The following is an 18,061-nucleotide window of genomic DNA, read 5'->3' on the forward strand; positions in this document are numbered from 1 at the left end:
CGTCCGAGGCCTAGGTGGCGACTTCGCGGCTTGCCTTCGTCATCACTAAGCTGTTTGCGAGAAGGCAGAATTCCTCGACGGACAGGGTCTCCGCCCGCCGGGCCGGATCGATGCCCGCCTTGACGAGCAGGCTCTCACCGCCGAGCGGTTTCAGGCTTTGACGCAGCATCTTGCGACGCTGGCCGAAGGCCGCCTGCGTCACCTTTTCCAGATTGCTGACAGCGCAGGGGATGGGGTTTTCGCGGGGTGTCAGATGGACGACCGTCGACGTTACCTTCGGTGGCGGCGTGAAGGCCTGCGGCGGCACGTCGAAGGCCATGCGTGCCTCCGTCCGCCAGCCGCAAAGCACGCCGAGGCGGCCATAATGGTCGTCGTCTTCGCAGGCGACGATCCGCTCGCCGACTTCCTTCTGAAACATCAGCGTCAGCGACTGCCAGAATGGCGGCCAGGCTTTCGGCAGCAGCCAGTTGACCAAAAGCTGCGTGCCGACATTGTAGGGCAGGTTGGCAATGATCTTGATCGGGCCTTCCGGCGCCAAGGCCTCGAAATCGGTCTTCAGCGCATCGCCTTCGATCACCTCCAGCCGGCCCGGATAATGATCGGCGATCTCGGCGAGTGCCGGCAGGCAGCGTGTATCCCGCTCGATGGCGATAACCTTCCTGGCGCCGAGCGCCAGGATCGCGCGCGTCAGCCCGCCGGGACCGGGGCCGACCTCGAACACGGTCGCCTCTTCGAGAGCGCCCGCCGTCCGGGCGATCTTCTGCGTGAGGTTGAGGTCGAGCAGAAAGTTCTGCCCGAGCGCCTTGCGCGCGTCGAGGCCGTGACGCTGGATGACATCGCGAAGCGGCGGCAGGCCATCGAGTGCTGCCATCAGCGGCGGCTTTCCGCGCTGCGGCCGAGCTGGGCGGCAAGCTTCAGCGCCGCAACAAGGCTCTGCTCGCGCGCCAGTCCCTTGCCGGCAATGCCGAAAGCGGTGCCGTGATCCGGCGAGGTGCGCACGAAGGGAAGCCCGAGCGTCACGTTGACGCTGTCGTCGAAACCCAGCGCCTTGGCCGGAATCAGCGCCTGATCGTGATACATGCAGACGGCGACGTCATATCGCGCCCGCGCCTCGTCATGGAACATCGTATCGGCGGGAAGGGGGCCGATCGCATCGATGCCCTCGTCGCGCAGGCGCTCGATCGCCGGGCGAATGACATCCTCGTCCTCCTTGCCGATCGTCCCGCCTTCGCCCGCATGCGGGTTGAGGCCGGCAACCGCGAGCCGCGGCGCCTCGATGCCGAAGCGTTGCCTCAGGTCTTCATGAGCGATCCGGCAGGTTTCCACGATCAGTTCGCCGGTCAGTGCCTGCGGCACGTCCCGAACCGGGATGTGGATGGTGACGGGAATGGCCCTGAGCTTCGGTCCTGACAGCATCATCACGGGCGTCACCGGCCTGCCGGTTGCCCTGGCGGCGAGATCGGCGAGAAATTCGGTATGGCCGGGAAACCGGAAACCTGCCTCGTAGAGCACGGCTTTGGAAATCGGGTTGGTAACGACCGCGAGCGCCTCGCCGTCGATGACAAGCGAGACGGCTTTTTCGATTGCCGCGATCGTGCTCTTAGCCGTTGCCGCATGCGGCTCGCCGGCCACCACTTCGATACCGACAGGTACTGTCATGACGGGCAGCGCCTCGGCAAACATCCCGGCGGCCTCGCTGGCCTTATCCGCCTCGCCGATCGAAACCGAAAGGTTGAGCTGGCGGGCTCGCAACGCCAATACCTCGGGATCGCCGATCAGGAAGAAAGGCGGCAGCCCGAGTTCACGCCGCCGCAGCCAGGCCATCAGCGTAATATCCGGCCCGATGCCGGCGGGGTCGCCCTGGCTCAGCGCAAGCGGTCGCGAAAACGGTATCGTCATCGTCGGTCAGCGATAGGCGATCTGCGCCTTTTTGCGCAGTTCATCCAGATACTTCTTGCTGTTATCGTTTTCCGGGCTGGCGTCCTTGTCGGCCTTGGACTTGCCGAGATCTTCCTGACGGAACACCATTTCGGCCGCCTGGTCGTCGGAAACCTGGCGCTGGCTGCAGATTGCCAGATATTCGACGCCCTTGTCGGTGACGCGGGTCCCCGTCGTATTGCCTTTGGCCTGCTCGACCAGCGGCTTCCAATCCGGCGGGATCTCAGGGGCGAGCATGCGGCCGAGATCGCGCACGGAAACGTCGCGCATCGTTGCGGCAAAGACCTTCGCCTGATCGCAGCCCGGAAATTTCGAGCGCGACGCCTCGGCCTCACCCTTGCGCTTGCCGGTGATGGCATTGCGCTTGGCTTGCGGAACGACGAAGATGATCTGCTGCAGCATATATTCGGTGGTCACCGGCTTCTGCTTGTTGTTCTGCATCATGCGCGAGACGAGATCGTAGTTCGACAGCCGCGAGGTCGAACCGTATCGCGCGTTGACGACCCGCGGCCAGCTCATCTGCACGGCGATGAAACCCTTGAAATGGTCGACGCCAACGCCCGCGCGATCGAGGATCTGCGACATCTGCTCGACGGAAAGCTTGTTGCCGCTCGAAAAGCGGGCGAAAGACGCGTCGACGTCCTGTTGCGAAACCGACATATGGACTCGGGAAACTTCCTGGCGCTTGAGCGCCTCGTCGATCAATTGCTCCTCGGCAGCCTTGGCATCGGGTTTCGTATGCTGCAGGCGCATAAAGGCCTGGCGCTTGGCGACATCGCCGCTGGTGATGGCGGTACCGTTCACCACGGCCTTGACCTCACTTGCTGCAAGCGCTGGAGCGGCAACACCCGTCAGCAAGGCAATCGCTGCCCCGGCGAGGAACGTAGCTATAGCTTTTTTTGCGTCAATCATCTGTTGTTGACCTCCCAATAGCGCCGCGAGACGTTGTTCGCGGCGTTCTTACCATAGTGCGAGACACGCGGACATTCGCTTCCATCACGGCGCGAATCCCCTATGCCTCAGATATCGACTGGCGGCAATGTCCTGCACAGGCTTACGGCGAAAGAATGGCTTCAGGCCATGTTTGCGCTGTCCGCCCATCACTCGAGGGTGTCTGAGCCGATCTTGATGTCGCCGAGCGTGCGGAAGGTCAGCCGTGCGCCGATCGTCCAGTCGCTTGCCGTCTCGTCGCCGGAATCCCTGCTGTCGGTATACGCAATCGTGAAGATCGTGCATTCGTCGTCATAGGACAGGCCAAGCGTCCGGCGGCTGATCACATCATTATTCAGATCCCAGGCGATGCCGCCGAAAATCGACCAGTAATCCTTGAACTTGATTTTGCTGCTGGTCTGGAGCTCGTCATTGTCCGAGGCAAAGCCATATTCCGGCTGGGCGCTGAGATGGGTGAATGTCATCTGCGTGGAGAAGGTGTCGTTCTGGTAGGCCGTCGTCAGGTCGCCGCGGCGGAACTCGAAATTCTTCTCGTCGAGCCTGTACGAGCCCGTTACGGAAACGCCGAACGGTGTCTCGATACCGCCGAGGCCGACATAGTCGGAGCGAGTGGTTTCAAGGCCCGAATCCGCGCCGACATTGACAAGATCGTCGGTGGCAAACGAGTTCTGGCCGGCGATCTGATAAGACTGGCCGAAGATGCCGTGCAGCTTGTAACCGCTGTCAAACGTACCGGTGTACTGGACGCCGAGATTGGCGCGGGTGCCACCTTCGACGCGGTCGTAGCCCGAGAATTTGTCGCGGTCGAACAGTGAGGTGGCGTCGAAGACGAAGCTCTGCGCATCTTCGTTCGGCAGGCGGCCTGCGAGCTGCTCGTCGGGGCGGGCATAGATCTGCGCGATCGGCTCGAGGATATGGGTGCTGTTATCCGTCGTCATCAGGATCGGATAACGCATCTCCAGCCCGGCGGTGAACATCGAGCGGGTGGCGGAATTTCCGTCGCTGTAGTTGCCGGCGTAGCCTGTGGGGTCGTCCATATTCAGCGCGAAGGCGTCGCCGCGCGCCGCAAGCAGCGGCGTGATGACCAGGCCGGTCGGCGTGACGTAGGTGCGCTTCCACTGCAACTCGGTGGTCAGTCGCGACGTCTGGCCCTTCAGGCCGCGGAAGCGATCGAATCCGTCGACGGTATAAAAGTCGTCATGGGTGCGCGAAATATTCGTCAGGTTGACATCAGCCGACAGTTCGCCGCCTGCAAGCGGCTGCGGCGCTACATAGTGATAGTCGAGCGAGGGATAGACGATCGCCTGCTGTTTTTCGGCCGTGTTCGTTCGATCGGCATCCTGGACGTCGAAATAGAACGCCCGCATGTCGAAATAATTGCGTTTGCCAAGTCCGGTCAGGTAGATCTGGTTGGTGCGATCCGTGCCGGTGAAGTCCCGCAGCTTGTAGGTTTTCGAGAAATTGTTGTCGCTCTGCATCATGACGTCCCAACCGAACGTCCAGCGCGGATTGATACGGAATTCGGCCTTCGAGGCCACCATGCCACGCTGACTGGCTTCGGCATCGCTGGTGCCGGAGCTGAAATTGTCCGGCTTTGCCTGATCTATGCCGGCGACGCGCAGGATATGCGTGCCGTTTTCGAAGCGCTGGCGGAATTCACCTTCGATGAGGAAGCCCTGGGCGGTGTAGCCGGTGCCGGTCACCGTCGCGTCCATGCTCGGCGAGATCACGTAATAATAAGGAACGGAAAGACCGAAGCCGAGATTCTGCGACAGGCTCATCGTCGGGAAGAGAAAGCCCGACTTGCGCTTCACCGTATTGTCGGGAACTTCGATGAACGGCAAGAAGGCGATCGGATGGCCGAGCAGCTCGAAGCGTGCCCTCTCCAGACGGATCGTGTGCGTCACGCCGTTCTGGATCACGCGCTTGGCCTTGACCTGCCAGAACGGCGCGCGCTTCGGATCTTCGGCGCAGGGAAGGCAGGCGGTGTAAACGCCCTTGTTGAGAATCATCATCGTGCCGCCGACGCGCTGGCCGCTTTCAGCGACTATGCGGGTATTGTCGGCGGTTTCAATGCGCAGCGAGTTCAGGAACCCGTCGGCAAAATTGTCGGTCACGTCTAGGTTGTCGGCATAGATGCGGTTGCCGTCGGGGCTGACCAGCTCGACATTGCCGACCGCCATCATCCGGCCGGTCTTCTGATTGTATTCGACCTTCTGCGCGACCATTTTGTAGCCGGCATAATTGATCTGCACGCCGCCGACCGCCGACACCAGATCGGCGTCACGGTTATAGACGAGTTCATTGGCCGAAAGCAGAAGCTTGGCCTCTGCAGGAATTTTCTTTCCAATCGTTTGGTCGGGCGCGCTGACCTGGCCGTAGGAGACCGGGGCGCTGCCGAAATAGGAATATAGAGTCGCGCCGACGAGCAGGGCAACCAACTGTTTACTAAAATACTTGCGGTCGCCTGCCGCCACTAGCCGTCCTCCTGATGAAGCAGAATTGTCGCACCTAAAGCCAGCGCGACGATCACCGGTATCCACGTCGCCACGAAGGGGGGCACAACTCCACTGCTTCCGAATGCCTTTACAAGCACGGTGATGACATAAAGCATGAAGCCCGAAAGGATGCCACCCAGAATCACGGAGCGAGATTGGTTGAACCGGCTAAATTTCAGGGACACTGTTGCGGCAATGAAAGTCATCGCCACCAGCAGCAATGGCTGGGACAACAGAGAGTTGAATTGCGTCTCCAGCGCCTTGGTCGAGATACCGAAGGATTTGGCCGCGGCAATGCGGTTGGAAAGGTCAAAGAAACCAATTGTTTCCGGCGCCGTCAGCCGCTCCTGGACGAAGTCCTGTTTCAGATTGGTGCGAAGTTGAACCGAAGCTTTACGCACGGGGATTTCGCCAGCCTTACGCTCGACAACGTTGTTAAGTTGCCAGTAACCATCTTCCAATTTTGCCGTCGCGGCGTCCTGTCTCAGAATGACCTGGCCGCTTGAATCGAAATGGATCAGCACCGCGTCGATCAGCTTGGTTCCGTTCTCCTGAACCGTCTGGGCGCCGATGATGACGTCGTCCCGACCACTGATCTGGCGCAGCCACGGAATCTGCGGCGCCTTGCGCAGAACCGCGTTCTCACCGCGCCAGTCCGATTCGACCAGCAGCGCCTGGCGTTGTCCCCAGGCGGCAAGCGGATTGAGCGCCGTCATCGTCAGCAAACCAAGCAGCAGCGACCCGGCGATGAAGGGGAACATGAACTGCCAGACCGAAATACCGGCTGCGCGCGTGACGACAAGCTCATATTTGCGGTTGAGCCCGATCAGCACCGTCATGCCGACGAACAGCGCGATGAAGGGTACCGTCTGCTGCAGGATAAGCGGCAGGCGCACGGCGGTCATCAGAATGCCGCCGCCGATCGTGTAGCCGGGCAGGCCGGACATGCGGCCTGCCGTCTCGCTGAAATCGAGGAGGAAAGAAATCGCCGAGACGCCGATCAGGAACCAGCCCATCGTCACCAAGTAGCGGCGAAAGAAATAACGCGACAATGTCCCGAATATCATTGGGCCGTATCCCCGTCGGTCCTGCCGGTCGCGGCAAGCAGCCTTTCCTGTCCCCGTCTCCAGAAAGACGAAATCCGGTCCCGGATGAACGATGGAATGGCCAGTCGTTTGTGCAGGCCGAGGAAGACGATCGAGACGATGCCGCTGACGATCGGTATGGCATAGAGAACGACGATATATTCAGGGTCGGTGTCGATCTGATTGGCCGCATAAAATGCCGCCCATCGCAGCGCGAAGGCATAGGCGAGCGCGCTCACCATCGGATGCAGCCGCGCTTCGCGGTGCGAGCGCGCATCGCCGGCGATCGCCAGCGAAAACAGGGCAAAGACGACAGGCAGGATCCAGTCCGTCAGCCGGCGATGCAGTTCGGCGGTGTAGCTCAGCGGCCGGATCGTATAATCCTTGTCGGCCGGATCCGGATTGATCAGGAACCACAGGTCACGGTCGCTGGCGCGCAGCGTCGCCTGGCCGCGGCTTTCCGTCATGTCCGAGAGGTCGAAGGAATAGGAATCGAAATTGATCACCGAGACATTGCCGTCGGGCGTTTTGCGGTGCACTTCACCCTCATGCATGATCAGCGTCGTGCCCGTATCGTCGACGGCGCCTTCCTTCGCATAATACACCAGCTCGTAGGCGGGGTCGCGCTCGTCGGCGACGAAAAGTCCCTTCAGCATGCGGCCGGCCATCCGCTTCGAGATCTGCACATAAAGGCCTTCATCAAGCTTGCGGAAGGTCTTTTCTTCGATCACCGAAGACAGCAGGTCGGCATAGGTCTCGGCGATCATCTGGCGCACGACGGTTTTTGCGCGCGGCTCGACGACGTTGTCGACAAAGAAGGAAAAGACGCTGACGACGGCGGCAAGCAGCAGGATCGGGCGGATCAGCACGCTGCGCCGCGCCCCGGCCGCGTCGATGACGGTGAGCTCGGAATCATTGTTCATCGTCGTCAGCGTCTGAGTGATCGCGATAACGAGGGCGAAGGGCAGCACGACGGGAATGATCGACGGCAGGATCATCGTCGCGAGCTTGGCGAACGTGCCAATCGACTGGCCGCTGTCGGTGACCAGATTGATGCGCTGCAAAACCTGAGTCGTCCAAATGATCGCCAGAACGGGCAGGAGCGCCACGAGAAACATCTGGCCGACGCGCCGCAATATGTATGTCTCGAGTAGTTTCATGCCTGCCCTTGAAAGCACCTGCAAGCCCAAACGGCTTTGCAGGAGAATCCCTCTACGCTCTTTGTCGCGCTTTTGCGACAAGCTGGTGTCAAAAATTCATTCAAATTTCAGAATTTTTTCGATGCTGTTGCGACTCAGTTAACGCCAGCAACGCGGCGAAGACGACAAGCGACGAAAGCCATCCGAGAACGACGTCGGAGAGGTAGTGCGCGCCGAAGGATAGCCGCATCGCCGGAGTGAGAATCGCGATTGCCGCCACAGGTGCAGCCAGTGCATAACGCAGGGATTTTGGAACGAAGAGCAGAAGGCAGAAAAGCCATCCGGCGCTCGCAGCCTCACCTGAGATGAACGAGCAGTTCGAAACGCATTTTCCGGCAAGCGAACCGGCTTCGACGAAATGCAGGGCACCGCCAAAAATGTCCGTCTGTATCGGCCTCGGCCGACCCCAGTGTTCCTTGAGGACAACATTGACGAGCAGCACCGGCCCAATCAGCAGCGTTCCGAGCGCGACGTTCAGTTTGCGCGCCCGTTCGGCGTTGAAGGTTGCGCCATGCTGCTGGTGGCATTCGATGAGTTTCCACACCATCACGATCGCCACGACATAGGGCAGACGGAAGAAGACGGTGCGCAGAAGGTCGAAGTTCCCCGAGTCGCGATAGGGAAAGCCGCCGCAGATGCTGCCGGCGGCGGCAGCCGCGTCGCAATCTGCACGCACGAAAAAAAGCTGGGAAAAATAGATGTCTATCCCGGGGAAGGCGCGGAAGACGATAAGCAGCGCCCACCACGTCCAGAACAGCAGCACGAATGCACCGAAAGTCGTTTTCGGCAGGCGGATTGCTGGGCCCCGCCATCGATTTTTCGAAAAAATTGTCAACGCGAATATCTATGAAACTGACGAAAACACGAAGGCCCTGATGGCCGCGGGCGACCATAACAATTGTCGCAAGCCATTGACAGACCCGCCAAACGCGAAATTATCCGCCATGGACGGATTTCAAAGAATCCCAGCGGAGAAGACATGTCAGCAAAGTTCGAAATTGCATTCTCAAAATCGGCAAAGCTCAATGGCGGCCTGGCGATCCTGTTGAAGACTGCGGAGGCCGACAGCGCCGCAGGCACCGAAACGGTCGACCCTGCAGGCGTGATCGCCAAGGCTGCTAGGATCGCCCGATTCTCCGCGAAATCCATGAGCGCGCTCGATATCGTCGCCCCGGAAGGCGCATCCGTCGAGCGCATCGTCGTCATCGGGCTTGGCAAGGCCGCCGACCTCACCGCCCATGACTGGCTGAAGGCCGGCGGTATTGCGGCAGCGAGAATCAAGAATACCGACAAGGCCGCCGTCTTCATCGACGTGCCTGGCCTTGAGACGAGCGCGCGGGCAGCTGCCGATTTCGCGCTCGGCATGCTGCTGCGCGCTTACAGTTTCGATACCTACAAAACGAAGAAGAGTGACGACGAGGAAAAGGCGGCGAAATCCGTCAAGGTGACGATCGTCACCGCCGATCCGAATGGTCCCAAGAAGGCGTTTTCCGATTCCGAAGCGATTGCCGGCGGCGTCAATCTTGCCCGTGATCTCGTCAACGAGCCACCGAACGTGCTCGGCCCCGTCGAGTTCGCCGCTAAAGCGAAGGAGCTGGAAAAGCTGGGCGTCGACGTGGAAATCCTGACGGAGAAGGAGATGCGCCGTCTCGGCATGGGCGCCCTTCTCGGCGTCGCCCAGGGCTCCGTGCGTCCGCCGCGCCTGGCGGTCATGCAGTGGAAGGGCGGCAAGGGCAAGGATCGTCCCATCGCCTTCATCGGCAAGGGTGTCGTCTTCGATACCGGCGGCATTTCGATCAAGCCGGCCGCGGGCATGGAGGACATGAAGGGCGATATGGGCGGTGCCGCAGCCGTCACCGGCCTCATGCATGTTCTCGCCTCCCGCAAGGCCGCCGTCAATGCCATCGGCATTATCGGCCTGGTCGAGAACATGCCTGACGGCAACGCCCAGCGTCCTGGTGATATCGTCACCTCGATGTCCGGCCAGACGATCGAGGTGATCAATACCGATGCCGAAGGCCGCCTCGTGCTCTGCGATGCCCTCTGGTATTGCAACGATCGTTTCAAGCCGCAGTTCATGATCAATCTCGCCACGCTGACCGGCGCCATCATCGTGGCGCTCGGCAATGTGCATGCCGGCCTGTTCTCCAATGACGACCAGCTTTCCGCCCAACTGACGGCAGCCGGCCTTTCGACCAACGAGAAGCTCTGGCGCATGCCGCTTGGCAAGGACTACGACAAGCTGATCGATAGCAAGTTCGCCGACATGAAGAACACCGGCGGCCGACAGGCCGGCTCGATCACCGCGGCGCATTTCATCAAGCGCTTCGTCCAGGACACACCCTGGGCGCATCTCGATATCGCCGGCACGGCGATGGGCTCGCCGCAGGATGAGATCAACCAATCCTGGGGTTCCGGTTTCGGGGTGCGCCTGCTCGACGAGCTCGTTCGCGCTCATTATGAAGCCTGATGACCGACGTTCTCTTTTATCATCTGACCGAAACCACGCTGGAGGACGCGCTTCCGCCGCTGATCGACAAGAGCGTCGAGCGCGGCTGGCGTGTCGCCATCCAGACGCGCGAGCCGGCGCGGCGCGATGTTCTCGACGCGCATCTTTGGACGTTCCGCGAGGAGAGCTTCCTGCCGCACGGCACCGACGAGGGCGATTTCGCCGAAAGCCAGCCGGTACTTTTGACGGTGACACCTGATAATGCCAATGCTGCGACCGTGCGTTTTATCATCGACGGCGCCGAGCCGCCGCCGGTCGATGGCTATGAGCGCGTGGTCTTCATGTTCGACGGTCACGACCAGGAGCAACTGGAGGCCGCGCGTGCACAATGGAAGAAGCTGAAAGGCGAGGGGCATAACCTCACCTATTGGCAGCAGACTTCGGAGGGACGGTGGGAGAAGAAGGCTTGAGCGGTTCACCGCGGTGGTGGCGCGTTACCGCCTCGAGCCTTTGTCGTCGTCGAGATTCGTGAGGATATTGAGCGGCACGATCCCCCCCGGCTGGGTGAGCCAGGCCGTTGCCCGTCGCTGTTGACGGGCAACTCCTCGGCAAAAATTGCCAAATGGCTCAGTCGTGGAACGCGTCCACGAACTTCCGCTTGCCGAGCATGAAGGCGTCGGCGACGTGGCGCAGCGGCGCGAGATCGACATCCGAATTGCCGGCTTTGATGATTTCGGCGAAGCGACGGTAGAGCGAGGGATATTCCTGCTCCGGCTCGGCGAATGTCAGCGCTCCATCGATAGAAAGCTTGGCGCCGCCCTCGGCGAGAACCATCTGGCCTGCTGCCGTGTCCGCCACGATGTCCCAGCTCTGCTTGCCGGTCTGGCGCCAGTCGAATTCGGCATGAACCGGCAGGCCGTCGGCATCGCGGAAGCGAATGTCGGAAGCGATCGGCGCATCGCGGTTGTCGGGAAATTCGAGCACGGCCTCGGTGATGAAGATCGGCCGCGGCAGGATGTGGGTGACGATCGACAGCGCGTTGATGCCGGGATCGAAAACGCCGAGGCCGCCGGCCTGCCAGATCCAATCCTGGTTCGGATGCCAGTGGCGGACATCCTCCTTCCAGATCACGTGCACGCTTTTGATCGTCGTCGAAGCCAGAAACGCCTTGGCCGCCTCGACGGCCGGCGCATAGCGCGAATGCCAACTGGCAAACAGCGACGCACCCTGCTTGCTCGCAAGCGCCTCGAGATCGGCCACTTCGCTCAGCGTTGCGCCGGGCGGTTTTTCCAGGAAGACGTGTTTGCCGGCGACGAGGGCCTTATAGGCTGCCTCATAACGATATTGCGGCGGCATGCAGAGCGAGACGGCATCGACCGACGGCTCGGCGTCGAGCATCGCCTCGATCGTCGTATAGCTCCTGATGCCTTCGACCGTGCCGTGGCGGCTCGCCGTGGCGACAAGCTCGAAATCCGCGTTCTTGGCGATGGAGGGGAGGTGCTGGTCGCGGACGATCTTGCCGACGCCGACGATGGCGAGGTTGATTGGGGACATGGTATTTTCCAGCCTGTATGAAAAGTATGATTTATTGCGCTTTGTAGCAGAAAGAGGCGTGCCGACAAGCTCTCCTCCTCCATTCTGTTGGATACTAGCCCATGATGGTCTGGCGAAGGAAGCTGTAACCCATTGCCGCGCGGGCGGCGCGTTCTTCGGAATTGCCGTCGCCGCCATGCCCGCCTGAGCCGAATTCATGGAAGAGCGGCCGGTGTCCTTCTTCCTCCAGCCGCGCGGCGAAGCGGCGCGCATGCGAGGGATGCACGCGGTCATCATTGGCGGAGCTTTCGATATAAATCGGCGGGTAGGTGATCTCGGTCGCCGGCCTGACATTGTGAAGCGGCGAATAACCGAGCATGAAATCCCGGTCCGCCGGCGTCTCCGGATCGCCGTATTCGTCCATCCAGGCTTGCCCTGCGCTGAAAAGGTGAAAGCGTGTCATGTCGAGCACCGGTACCTGGCACCAGACGGCGCCGAAATCTTCAGAGTAACGCGTCAGCATCACGCCCGTCAGCAGGCCGCCATTGCTGCCGCCCTGGCAGGCGATCCGCGACGGCACGGTATAGCCGCGGTCGACGAGGTCGCGGGCGATGGCGACGAAATCGGCAAACGCCCGGTCTCGCCCCTGCCGCTTGGCACTGCGATACCAGTCGGGCCCGAATTCGCCGCCGCCGCGGATATAGGCCTGCACATAGGCGCCGCCTTGTTCCAGCCAGCGTCCCGTCACCCCGGAATAGTTCGGCGACAGCGAGACGTCGAAGCCACCATAGCCGTAAAGCAGCACCGGCAGCGCCCCCTTGGTCCACTGCTTCGGCAGGACCAGCCGGTAGGCAACCTTGGTTCCGTCCTCGGAAACGGCCTCCAGCAGTTCGGATGACATACCGGTCGCATCGAAACAGCTGGGCGCCGCGGCGACGAAAATCGGCCCGGCCTCCTTGCTGCGGTCCGACAGCGCGAGGCGGTAACAGGCCGGAGCCTGCAGGAAACCCTGGCCAACGATGCAGAGCGTATCGTCGCCAAGATGCAGATCCGCATAGAGCGGCCTGAAATGAGCCGTCTGCATGTCCGCCGGCAGCGCGATCTCGCGCTGTTCGGCATCGGGCTTTGTCAGGTCCAGCACCAGGAGACGCGGACGCAGCCGATCGGAGATGATGAAGACGCACCACTCGCGCATCAGCATCATCTGCGAGATCGACTGGCCCTCGCCAGGCTGAAACAGGATCCGCGCCGGCCCGAGCGGAACCGTCTCCGAACTCGGATCGAAGCGCTGCAGCACGAGACTGCCGGTGGCAACGCGCTCATCGGTCTTTGCCCGCCAGAGGCAATGATCATGATTGAACTGGAAGTCCGCCTCCTTGGGCAGATCGATGCGCCGCCGCGTGCCGTCGTCGCCGATCAGGAACGCGCTGGCCACGCCGATCTCATGGGCGGCGACGAAAATGTCGATCAATCCGGCATCCGCCGAAGCGCCCGACAGGGCCGGGTCGATGACGAGATTAAAGCCGTAGACGTCCTCGTTTGCGGCTTCGAACATGACGGTGGCATCTTCTGGCCGCTGCCCGCGCTTCAATCGCCGCCCGACCCGTGGCCATCCGGAGCGGGTCGACGAAAATCGGTCGATGGAGCCGAAATAGCAGATCTCGTCGCGGCTCAGCCAATTGGCATGCGATCGTGCGGTCGGCGTATCGAAACCGCCCTCGACGATCTGCTTGCTCTCGGCGTCGAACTCGAGCAGCCGGTTAAGGTCGGAGCCGCCGTCGGAAAGCGTGAGCAGCACCCGCGTCGGCTCCCACGGGCAGGTAACCGCGCCGCGCCAGCTCCAGCGCTTGCCTTCACTGGCACAGAAGGCATCGAGATCGAAGACCGGCTCCCAATCGGCGTCCGGCAGCGGTTCCTGGTCGGCAGGCAGACGGAGCCAGACGCCGAGAGGATTGTCCTTGCTCTGCCGGAAATCGAACAGCCAGTCGCCGCGGCGCATCGGCACGATCAGCCTGTCCTGCCGTTCGATCAGCGCCTTGATCGCGTCCCGATCCCTGACGAATTCAGCTGTTCTGAGTGCAGCGTCGGACACCCGGTTATGCTCGTCGATGAACTGGCGGGTGCGCGGATCGTCGTCCGTTTCGAGATGAAGGTTCATGTTCGACCTGCCGGTTTCCGTTGACGTCGCTCAGATCTAGGCAGCCGGTCCAGGCTTGGCAACCCGGCTTTAACGGGTCGTCACGAAATCGGCCGAGGCAACGAGATTGTTCGGCGCCTGCGTCTTCTTGAACTTCAGCGTCACCACCTTGTAGCCTTCGGCTTCAAGGTCCGAAAGCAGGGTCGGCAGCATCGTTGCGGTGCGCTTGTGGATGTCATGCATCAGAATGATGCCACGGCCGCGCTTGCGCAGCAGGTCCATCGTCCGCTGAGTCACGGAGGCCGGTGTTGTGGTGAAATAGTCCTTGCTGTCGATATCGACATCCATGACTACCAAATCGCGCATGGCGATCGCGGCGCGCAGTCTGTGGTTCTCGGAAAGATAGGGGAAACGGAAAAAGGAAACGTCGGTCCCCGTCGCCTTGGTCACCGCCAATTCGCCCTTGATCACCTCGGCCATCGCCGCGTCGAAATCAAGCGCACTCAGGTTGGCGTGGTCATAGGTGTGACTGCCGATCGTGTTGCCGTCCTCAGCGACCTTGCGGGCCAGCGCCGGATGCATTTCGGCCATTTCGCCGACCATCATGAAGGCGCCCTTGACGCCGAACTGGTCGAGGATCGCCAGCACCTTGTCGGTCCGGCCGGGGATCGGGCCGTCGTCGAAGCTCAGGATCACCTCCCTGTCCTGCAGCTTGAGATCGGCGAGCGACGAGACTTCCAGCATCCGTCCGGCCAGATGGTGCCAGCCGGTCATGCGCGGCGGCGCATTGTCGCCGACATAGGCAAGTTTCCGCTCCTCGGGCGCGATCACCGAGGAGGTCTTGATCGATGTATCCGGGGCTTTGGTGGTGGTGCAGGCAGATAGGGTGGCCGTAAGGGCCATGCAGGACAGAATGAAAAAACGATACATCGAAAGGGCTCAACAAATCGGTAACGAATGTTGAGACAACCTTTCGGATTATGGTTAACGATTGGTTGATGGTGACCGGAATTGTGCCGGTCCGCGGCACTTCGCCACGCTTTCGTTAGAGCATGATGCCGGAAAAGTGTGAGCGGTTTTCGGGCGGCATCTTGTTCTAAGGCCTATCCCGCCATCGCTTCTTCGTATTCGGCCGAAAGCATCAGCCAGTCTTCCTCGGCGGCAGCCAGTTTTGCCGCAGCCTCGCCGCGCTGCTTGACCTTCTCGGCGGCCTTGGCGGGCGTTTTCTCGTAAAGCGCGGGATTTGCAAGTTCCGCGTCAAGCGCCTGAATCTGTTTCTCCAGCTTCGCCGTCAAGGATTCGATTTCGTTGATCTTTTTCCTGAGAGGCGTCAGCGAGGCGCGACGTTCGGCATTGAGCTTGCGCTGGTCGGCCTTCGATGTCGCGTCTTCAGTTAGCTGCGGCTTTTCTTCTTTTTTTTTACCTGAACTGACGATGAGGTCGCGATACTCGTCCATATCGCCTTCGAAGGTCGTCACCGTACCGCCGTTGACCAGCCACAGCCGATCGACCGTCGCCTCGATCAGATGACGATCGTGCGAGATCAGGATGACGGCGCCTTCGTAATCGTTCAGGGCCTCGATCAGCGCACGGCGGCTGTCGATGTCGAGATGGTTTGTGGGTTCGTCGAGGATCAGCAGATTGGGCGCATTGAAGGCGGCAAGCCCCATCAGCAGGCGGGCTTTTTCGCCGCCGGAAAGATCCTTGGCGGCGGTCGCCATCTTCTCGGTGGCAAGCCCCATCTGGGCGACGCGGGCGCGCACCTTGGGCTCCGGCGCGCCGGGCATCAGCCGGCGCACATGCTCCACCGGCGATTGCTCGGGGATGAGATCGTCGAGTTGGTGCTGCGCGAAGAAGCCGATCTTCAGGCTCGGCGCCAGCTTCACTTCGCCGCTTTCCGGCGCAAGCCGGCCGGAGATGAATTTGGCGAAGGTCGATTTGCCGTTGCCGTTCGAGCCGAGCAGGGCGATGCGGTCGTCATTGTCGATGCGCAGGTTGAGGTTTTTCAGGATCGGATTGCCGGGCTCGTAGCCGACGGCGCCGCTCTGGATCGCGACGATCGGCGAGGCCGGCTGCTTTTCCGGCTCGGGAAAGGTGATCGGCTGCACGTGATCCTCGATCACCGCGGCGATCGTTCCCATGCGCTCGAGCGCCTTGACGCGCGATTGCGCCTGCCGGGCCTTGGAAGCCTTGGCCTTGAAGCGGTCGATGAAGCCCTGCAGGTGTTTGCGGGCCGCGTCGTTCTTGGCCTTGGCCTTGGTCTGCAGTTCGTCGGCTTCCGCCTTCTGTCGCTCGAACTGGTCGTAACCACCGCGATAGAAGGTCAGCTTCTTCTGGTCGAGATGGACGATTGCATTGACTGCATTGTTCAAGAGGTCGCGGTCATGGCTGATGATGATGACAGTGTGCGGATAGCGCCGGACATAGTCTTCCAGCCATAGTGTACCTTCGAGGTCGAGATAGTTGGTCGGCTCGTCGAGCAGCAGCAGATCCGGCTCGGAAAACAGCACGGCGGCAAGGGCGACGCGCATGCGCCAGCCGCCGGAAAAGGAGGAGGCGGGGCGGGCTTGCGCCTCCTGGTCGAAGCCGAGGCCGGCAAGAATGCTCGCTGCGCGCGCTTCGGCGGAATGCGCGTCGATATCGACGAGGCGCATCTGGATTTCGGCGATGCGGTGCGGATCGGTCGCCGTCTCCGCTTCGGCAACGAGGGCCGCGCGCTCCTTGTCGGCTGAAAGCACGATCTCGATCAGCGCGTCCTCGGTCGCCGGCGCTTCCTGCGCCACCTGGCCGATGCGCGCGGCTTTCGGGATCGACACCGACCCGGTCTCCGAGCCGAGATCGCCGGTGATGACGCGAAACAGCGTCGACTTGCCGGCGCCGTTGCGCCCGACGAGCCCCGCCTTCGTGCCCGAGGGCAGCGAAATGCTGGCATTATCGAGAAGCAGGCGCCCTGCGATGCGGGCGGAAATATCGGTGAGCGTGATCATGGCCGGCGTTTTGGCCGAAAGCGTCCGCCAAGGCAAGAGCGCTTGTTCAGCGGTAGTCCCGTTCGGCAGCAAGAATGCGTGCCGCGCGGCAGCGTGTCGTCCGCGACTTCAGTGTCCGAAAGCCTGCACCGGCCGTCGCGGATTGGACTGCGCGGCGAGAAGCGCCACCCGGGCATTGGCCTGCAACTGGCCGGGCGTTGCTGCATCCGTGCTGAGCGCCACGCCGATCGAGATGGTCAGCCTGCCGTGATCGGCGTTGTCCGAGGTTGCGAAGACGAGATTGTCCTCGACGGAGGCGCGCAGCCGCTCGGCGATCGTCATGGAATCCTGCATGCCGACATTGGAAAACAGCAGCGCGAACTCGTCAGCCTCGGTGCGGGCGACGAAGTCGTTCTTCTTGACCGACTTGCGGAAAAGCCCGGCGAGCTTCTTCAGCAGCTTGTTGCCTGCCTGGGCGCCGTATCTTTCATTGAGATCGGAAAAATTGTCGATATCGACCATGATCAGCGCACTGCCGGCAAAACCTTCTTCGCGCTCATAGAGATCGGCTATCTCTCGGTTCAGCGCGATGCGGTTCGGGAGCCCGGTGATCCTGTCGGCGACGGCGGCCGATTGCATCGCCGAAATCCCGCGTTCCAGAGTTTCCAGCCTCTTGATGTCATCCTGCAGCTTAGCCGCGATCTCCGTCTCCGCCGATAGCACCGTCGCAAGCGAGGCGGAGAGGTAGTCGACCTCGCCGAGGAAGGCGGCAAGGCTCTGGTCGTTACAATCGGAAACCGATTTCAGGATCGTGCCGCAGGCGCGTGCAAAGGCGTCCTTGTGCCTCAGTCCTTCGGCAAGCCTGTCCGCTACCTCACGCAGCATGCGGCTCGCCTCGTTCCTCGACGTCTCACCCGCCAGCCCGCAATGGCCGACGAGGCGATATTTCAATCCGAGTTCGTCGAGCATCGCCTGTTGCGGCTGGGACCCGAGCGCCGCGATATCCTGCGCAAGACCGGCATTCAGCCCGATAATCGCCTCGTGGAAGAGTTCGTAGTTGCGCGGCAAGGCGACGACGTTCAGGCGCGCCAGATGCTGGGCGATCTTCTGAATGTCGGCGGTGGGCGCTGGGCGCGCCGCCTCGCGCGGCACCAATGCGTTTGCGCTTGCATTCTGCATGATAATCCCTCGCGGCCGGGCTTCTTCCCTTCATTCCGCTATGCGCGCAAGGCTTTTAAGAGAGGCTGAATCTTTGGACGGAAAGCGCCGGCTTGGCAGTGGAACCGGCAAAGGCGGTTAATGCAG

General features: G+C 61.5%; 14 protein-coding genes. 2 read left to right on the top strand and 12 right to left on the bottom strand.

Translation table 11 applies throughout. The features are described from left to right. Nucleotides 1-10: 10 nt before the first annotated feature. The 7 genes from rsmA to HJB89_RS09510 form a co-directional block, all read right to left on the bottom strand. Complete coding sequence (gene rsmA, locus HJB89_RS09480; RefSeq protein ID WP_221149640.1) at nucleotides 11-871, bottom strand: 16S rRNA (adenine(1518)-N(6)/adenine(1519)-N(6))-dimethyltransferase RsmA; 861 nt, start codon at nucleotides 869-871, stop codon at nucleotides 11-13. Then, nucleotides 871-1,899, bottom strand: coding sequence for a 4-hydroxythreonine-4-phosphate dehydrogenase PdxA (gene pdxA, locus HJB89_RS09485; RefSeq protein ID WP_207583669.1), 1,029 nt, complete (start codon nucleotides 1,897-1,899; stop codon nucleotides 871-873). The genes rsmA and pdxA overlap by 1 nt, the downstream gene beginning before the upstream one ends. A 6-nt stretch (nucleotides 1,900-1,905) precedes the next feature. Then, nucleotides 1,906-2,850: a peptidylprolyl isomerase gene (locus HJB89_RS09490; protein ID WP_207583670.1), complete on the bottom strand. Its 945-nt coding sequence runs from the start codon at nucleotides 2,848-2,850 to the stop codon at nucleotides 1,906-1,908. Between the two features lie 188 nt (nucleotides 2,851-3,038). Beyond that, nucleotides 3,039-5,366, bottom strand: coding sequence for an LPS-assembly protein LptD (locus HJB89_RS09495; protein ID WP_207583671.1), 2,328 nt, complete (start codon nucleotides 5,364-5,366; stop codon nucleotides 3,039-3,041). After that, on the bottom strand, nucleotides 5,366-6,454 hold the full coding sequence (lptG, locus tag HJB89_RS09500) for an LPS export ABC transporter permease LptG (protein WP_207583672.1): 1,089 nt from the start codon (nucleotides 6,452-6,454) through the stop codon (nucleotides 5,366-5,368). The genes HJB89_RS09495 and lptG overlap by 1 nt, the downstream gene beginning before the upstream one ends. Beyond that, nucleotides 6,451-7,632 carry an LPS export ABC transporter permease LptF gene (gene lptF / locus HJB89_RS09505; RefSeq protein WP_207583673.1) on the bottom strand — a complete coding sequence of 394 codons (1,182 nt, stop codon included), beginning with the start codon at nucleotides 7,630-7,632 and terminating at the stop codon, nucleotides 6,451-6,453. The genes lptG and lptF overlap by 4 nt, the downstream gene beginning before the upstream one ends. Before the next feature lie 100 nt (nucleotides 7,633-7,732). Further along, the gene (locus HJB89_RS09510) at nucleotides 7,733-8,506 is read right to left on the bottom strand and encodes a phosphatase PAP2 family protein (RefSeq protein WP_207583674.1); all 774 of its coding nucleotides are present in this window, start codon (nucleotides 8,504-8,506) and stop codon (nucleotides 7,733-7,735) included. 144 nt (nucleotides 8,507-8,650) lie between these two features. Here HJB89_RS09510 and HJB89_RS09515 point away from each other — a divergent pair, with 144 nt between their 5' ends. Together HJB89_RS09515 and HJB89_RS09520 are read left to right on the top strand one after the other, a co-directional pair. Continuing rightward, nucleotides 8,651-10,141, top strand: a complete 1,491-nt coding sequence (locus tag HJB89_RS09515; RefSeq protein WP_207583675.1) for a leucyl aminopeptidase — start codon at nucleotides 8,651-8,653, stop codon at nucleotides 10,139-10,141. Further along, on the top strand, nucleotides 10,141-10,590 hold the full coding sequence (locus tag HJB89_RS09520; protein WP_221149641.1) for a DNA polymerase III subunit chi: 450 nt from the start codon (nucleotides 10,141-10,143) through the stop codon (nucleotides 10,588-10,590). Before HJB89_RS09515 ends, HJB89_RS09520 begins: the two co-directional genes overlap by 1 nt. 157 nt (nucleotides 10,591-10,747) lie before the next feature. Here HJB89_RS09520 and HJB89_RS09525 read toward each other — a convergent pair whose 3' ends face one another. From HJB89_RS09525 to HJB89_RS09545, 5 genes are all read right to left on the bottom strand, one after another. Then, the gene (locus HJB89_RS09525; RefSeq protein WP_207583677.1) at nucleotides 10,748-11,674 is read right to left on the bottom strand and encodes a Gfo/Idh/MocA family protein; all 927 of its coding nucleotides are present in this window, start codon (nucleotides 11,672-11,674) and stop codon (nucleotides 10,748-10,750) included. 94 nt (nucleotides 11,675-11,768) lie between these two features. Then, on the bottom strand, nucleotides 11,769-13,811 hold the full coding sequence (locus tag HJB89_RS09530; RefSeq protein WP_221149642.1) for a prolyl oligopeptidase family serine peptidase: 2,043 nt from the start codon (nucleotides 13,809-13,811) through the stop codon (nucleotides 11,769-11,771). A gap of 69 nt (nucleotides 13,812-13,880) precedes the next feature. After that, the gene (locus HJB89_RS09535) at nucleotides 13,881-14,720 is read right to left on the bottom strand and encodes a polysaccharide deacetylase family protein (protein WP_221149643.1); all 840 of its coding nucleotides are present in this window, start codon (nucleotides 14,718-14,720) and stop codon (nucleotides 13,881-13,883) included. Nucleotides 14,721-14,893: 173 nt separating this feature from the next. Beyond that, nucleotides 14,894-16,777 (bottom strand): ribosomal protection-like ABC-F family protein, encoded by a 1,884-nt coding sequence (gene abc-f, locus HJB89_RS09540; RefSeq protein WP_221149644.1) that lies wholly within the window; start codon nucleotides 16,775-16,777, stop codon nucleotides 14,894-14,896. Nucleotides 16,778-16,885: 108 nt separating this feature from the next. Next, on the bottom strand, nucleotides 16,886-17,935 hold the full coding sequence (locus HJB89_RS09545; RefSeq protein WP_221149645.1) for a diguanylate cyclase: 1,050 nt from the start codon (nucleotides 17,933-17,935) through the stop codon (nucleotides 16,886-16,888). Between the last annotated feature and the right edge of the window lie 126 nt (nucleotides 17,936-18,061).

Origin of the sequence: Rhizobium sp. NZLR8 (assembly GCF_019685025.1) — a bacterium.
Taxonomy (GTDB): Bacteria; Pseudomonadota; Alphaproteobacteria; order Rhizobiales; family Rhizobiaceae; genus Rhizobium.

Coding starts and splice junctions, on each gene's coding strand:
- HJB89_RS09490 (WP_207583670.1), bottom strand. CDS start 2,850: ATGATTGACGCAAAAAAAGCTATAGCTACGTTCCTCGCCGGGGCAGCG.
- lptG (WP_207583672.1), bottom strand. CDS start 6,454: ATGATATTCGGGACATTGTCGCGTTATTTCTTTCGCCGCTACTTGGTG.
- HJB89_RS09545 (WP_221149645.1), bottom strand. CDS start 17,935: ATGCAGAATGCAAGCGCAAACGCATTGGTGCCGCGCGAGGCGGCGCGC.
- abc-f (WP_221149644.1), bottom strand. CDS start 16,777: ATGATCACGCTCACCGATATTTCCGCCCGCATCGCAGGGCGCCTGCTT.
- HJB89_RS09525 (WP_207583677.1), bottom strand. CDS start 11,674: ATGTCCCCAATCAACCTCGCCATCGTCGGCGTCGGCAAGATCGTCCGC.
- HJB89_RS09520 (WP_221149641.1), top strand. CDS start 10,141: ATGACCGACGTTCTCTTTTATCATCTGACCGAAACCACGCTGGAGGAC.
- pdxA (WP_207583669.1), bottom strand. CDS start 1,899: ATGACGATACCGTTTTCGCGACCGCTTGCGCTGAGCCAGGGCGACCCC.
- HJB89_RS09530 (WP_221149642.1), bottom strand. CDS start 13,811: ATGAACCTTCATCTCGAAACGGACGACGATCCGCGCACCCGCCAGTTC.
- HJB89_RS09515 (WP_207583675.1), top strand. CDS start 8,651: ATGTCAGCAAAGTTCGAAATTGCATTCTCAAAATCGGCAAAGCTCAAT.
- lptF (WP_207583673.1), bottom strand. CDS start 7,632: ATGAAACTACTCGAGACATACATATTGCGGCGCGTCGGCCAGATGTTT.
- rsmA (WP_221149640.1), bottom strand. CDS start 871: ATGGCAGCACTCGATGGCCTGCCGCCGCTTCGCGATGTCATCCAGCGT.
- HJB89_RS09535 (WP_221149643.1), bottom strand. CDS start 14,720: ATGTATCGTTTTTTCATTCTGTCCTGCATGGCCCTTACGGCCACCCTA.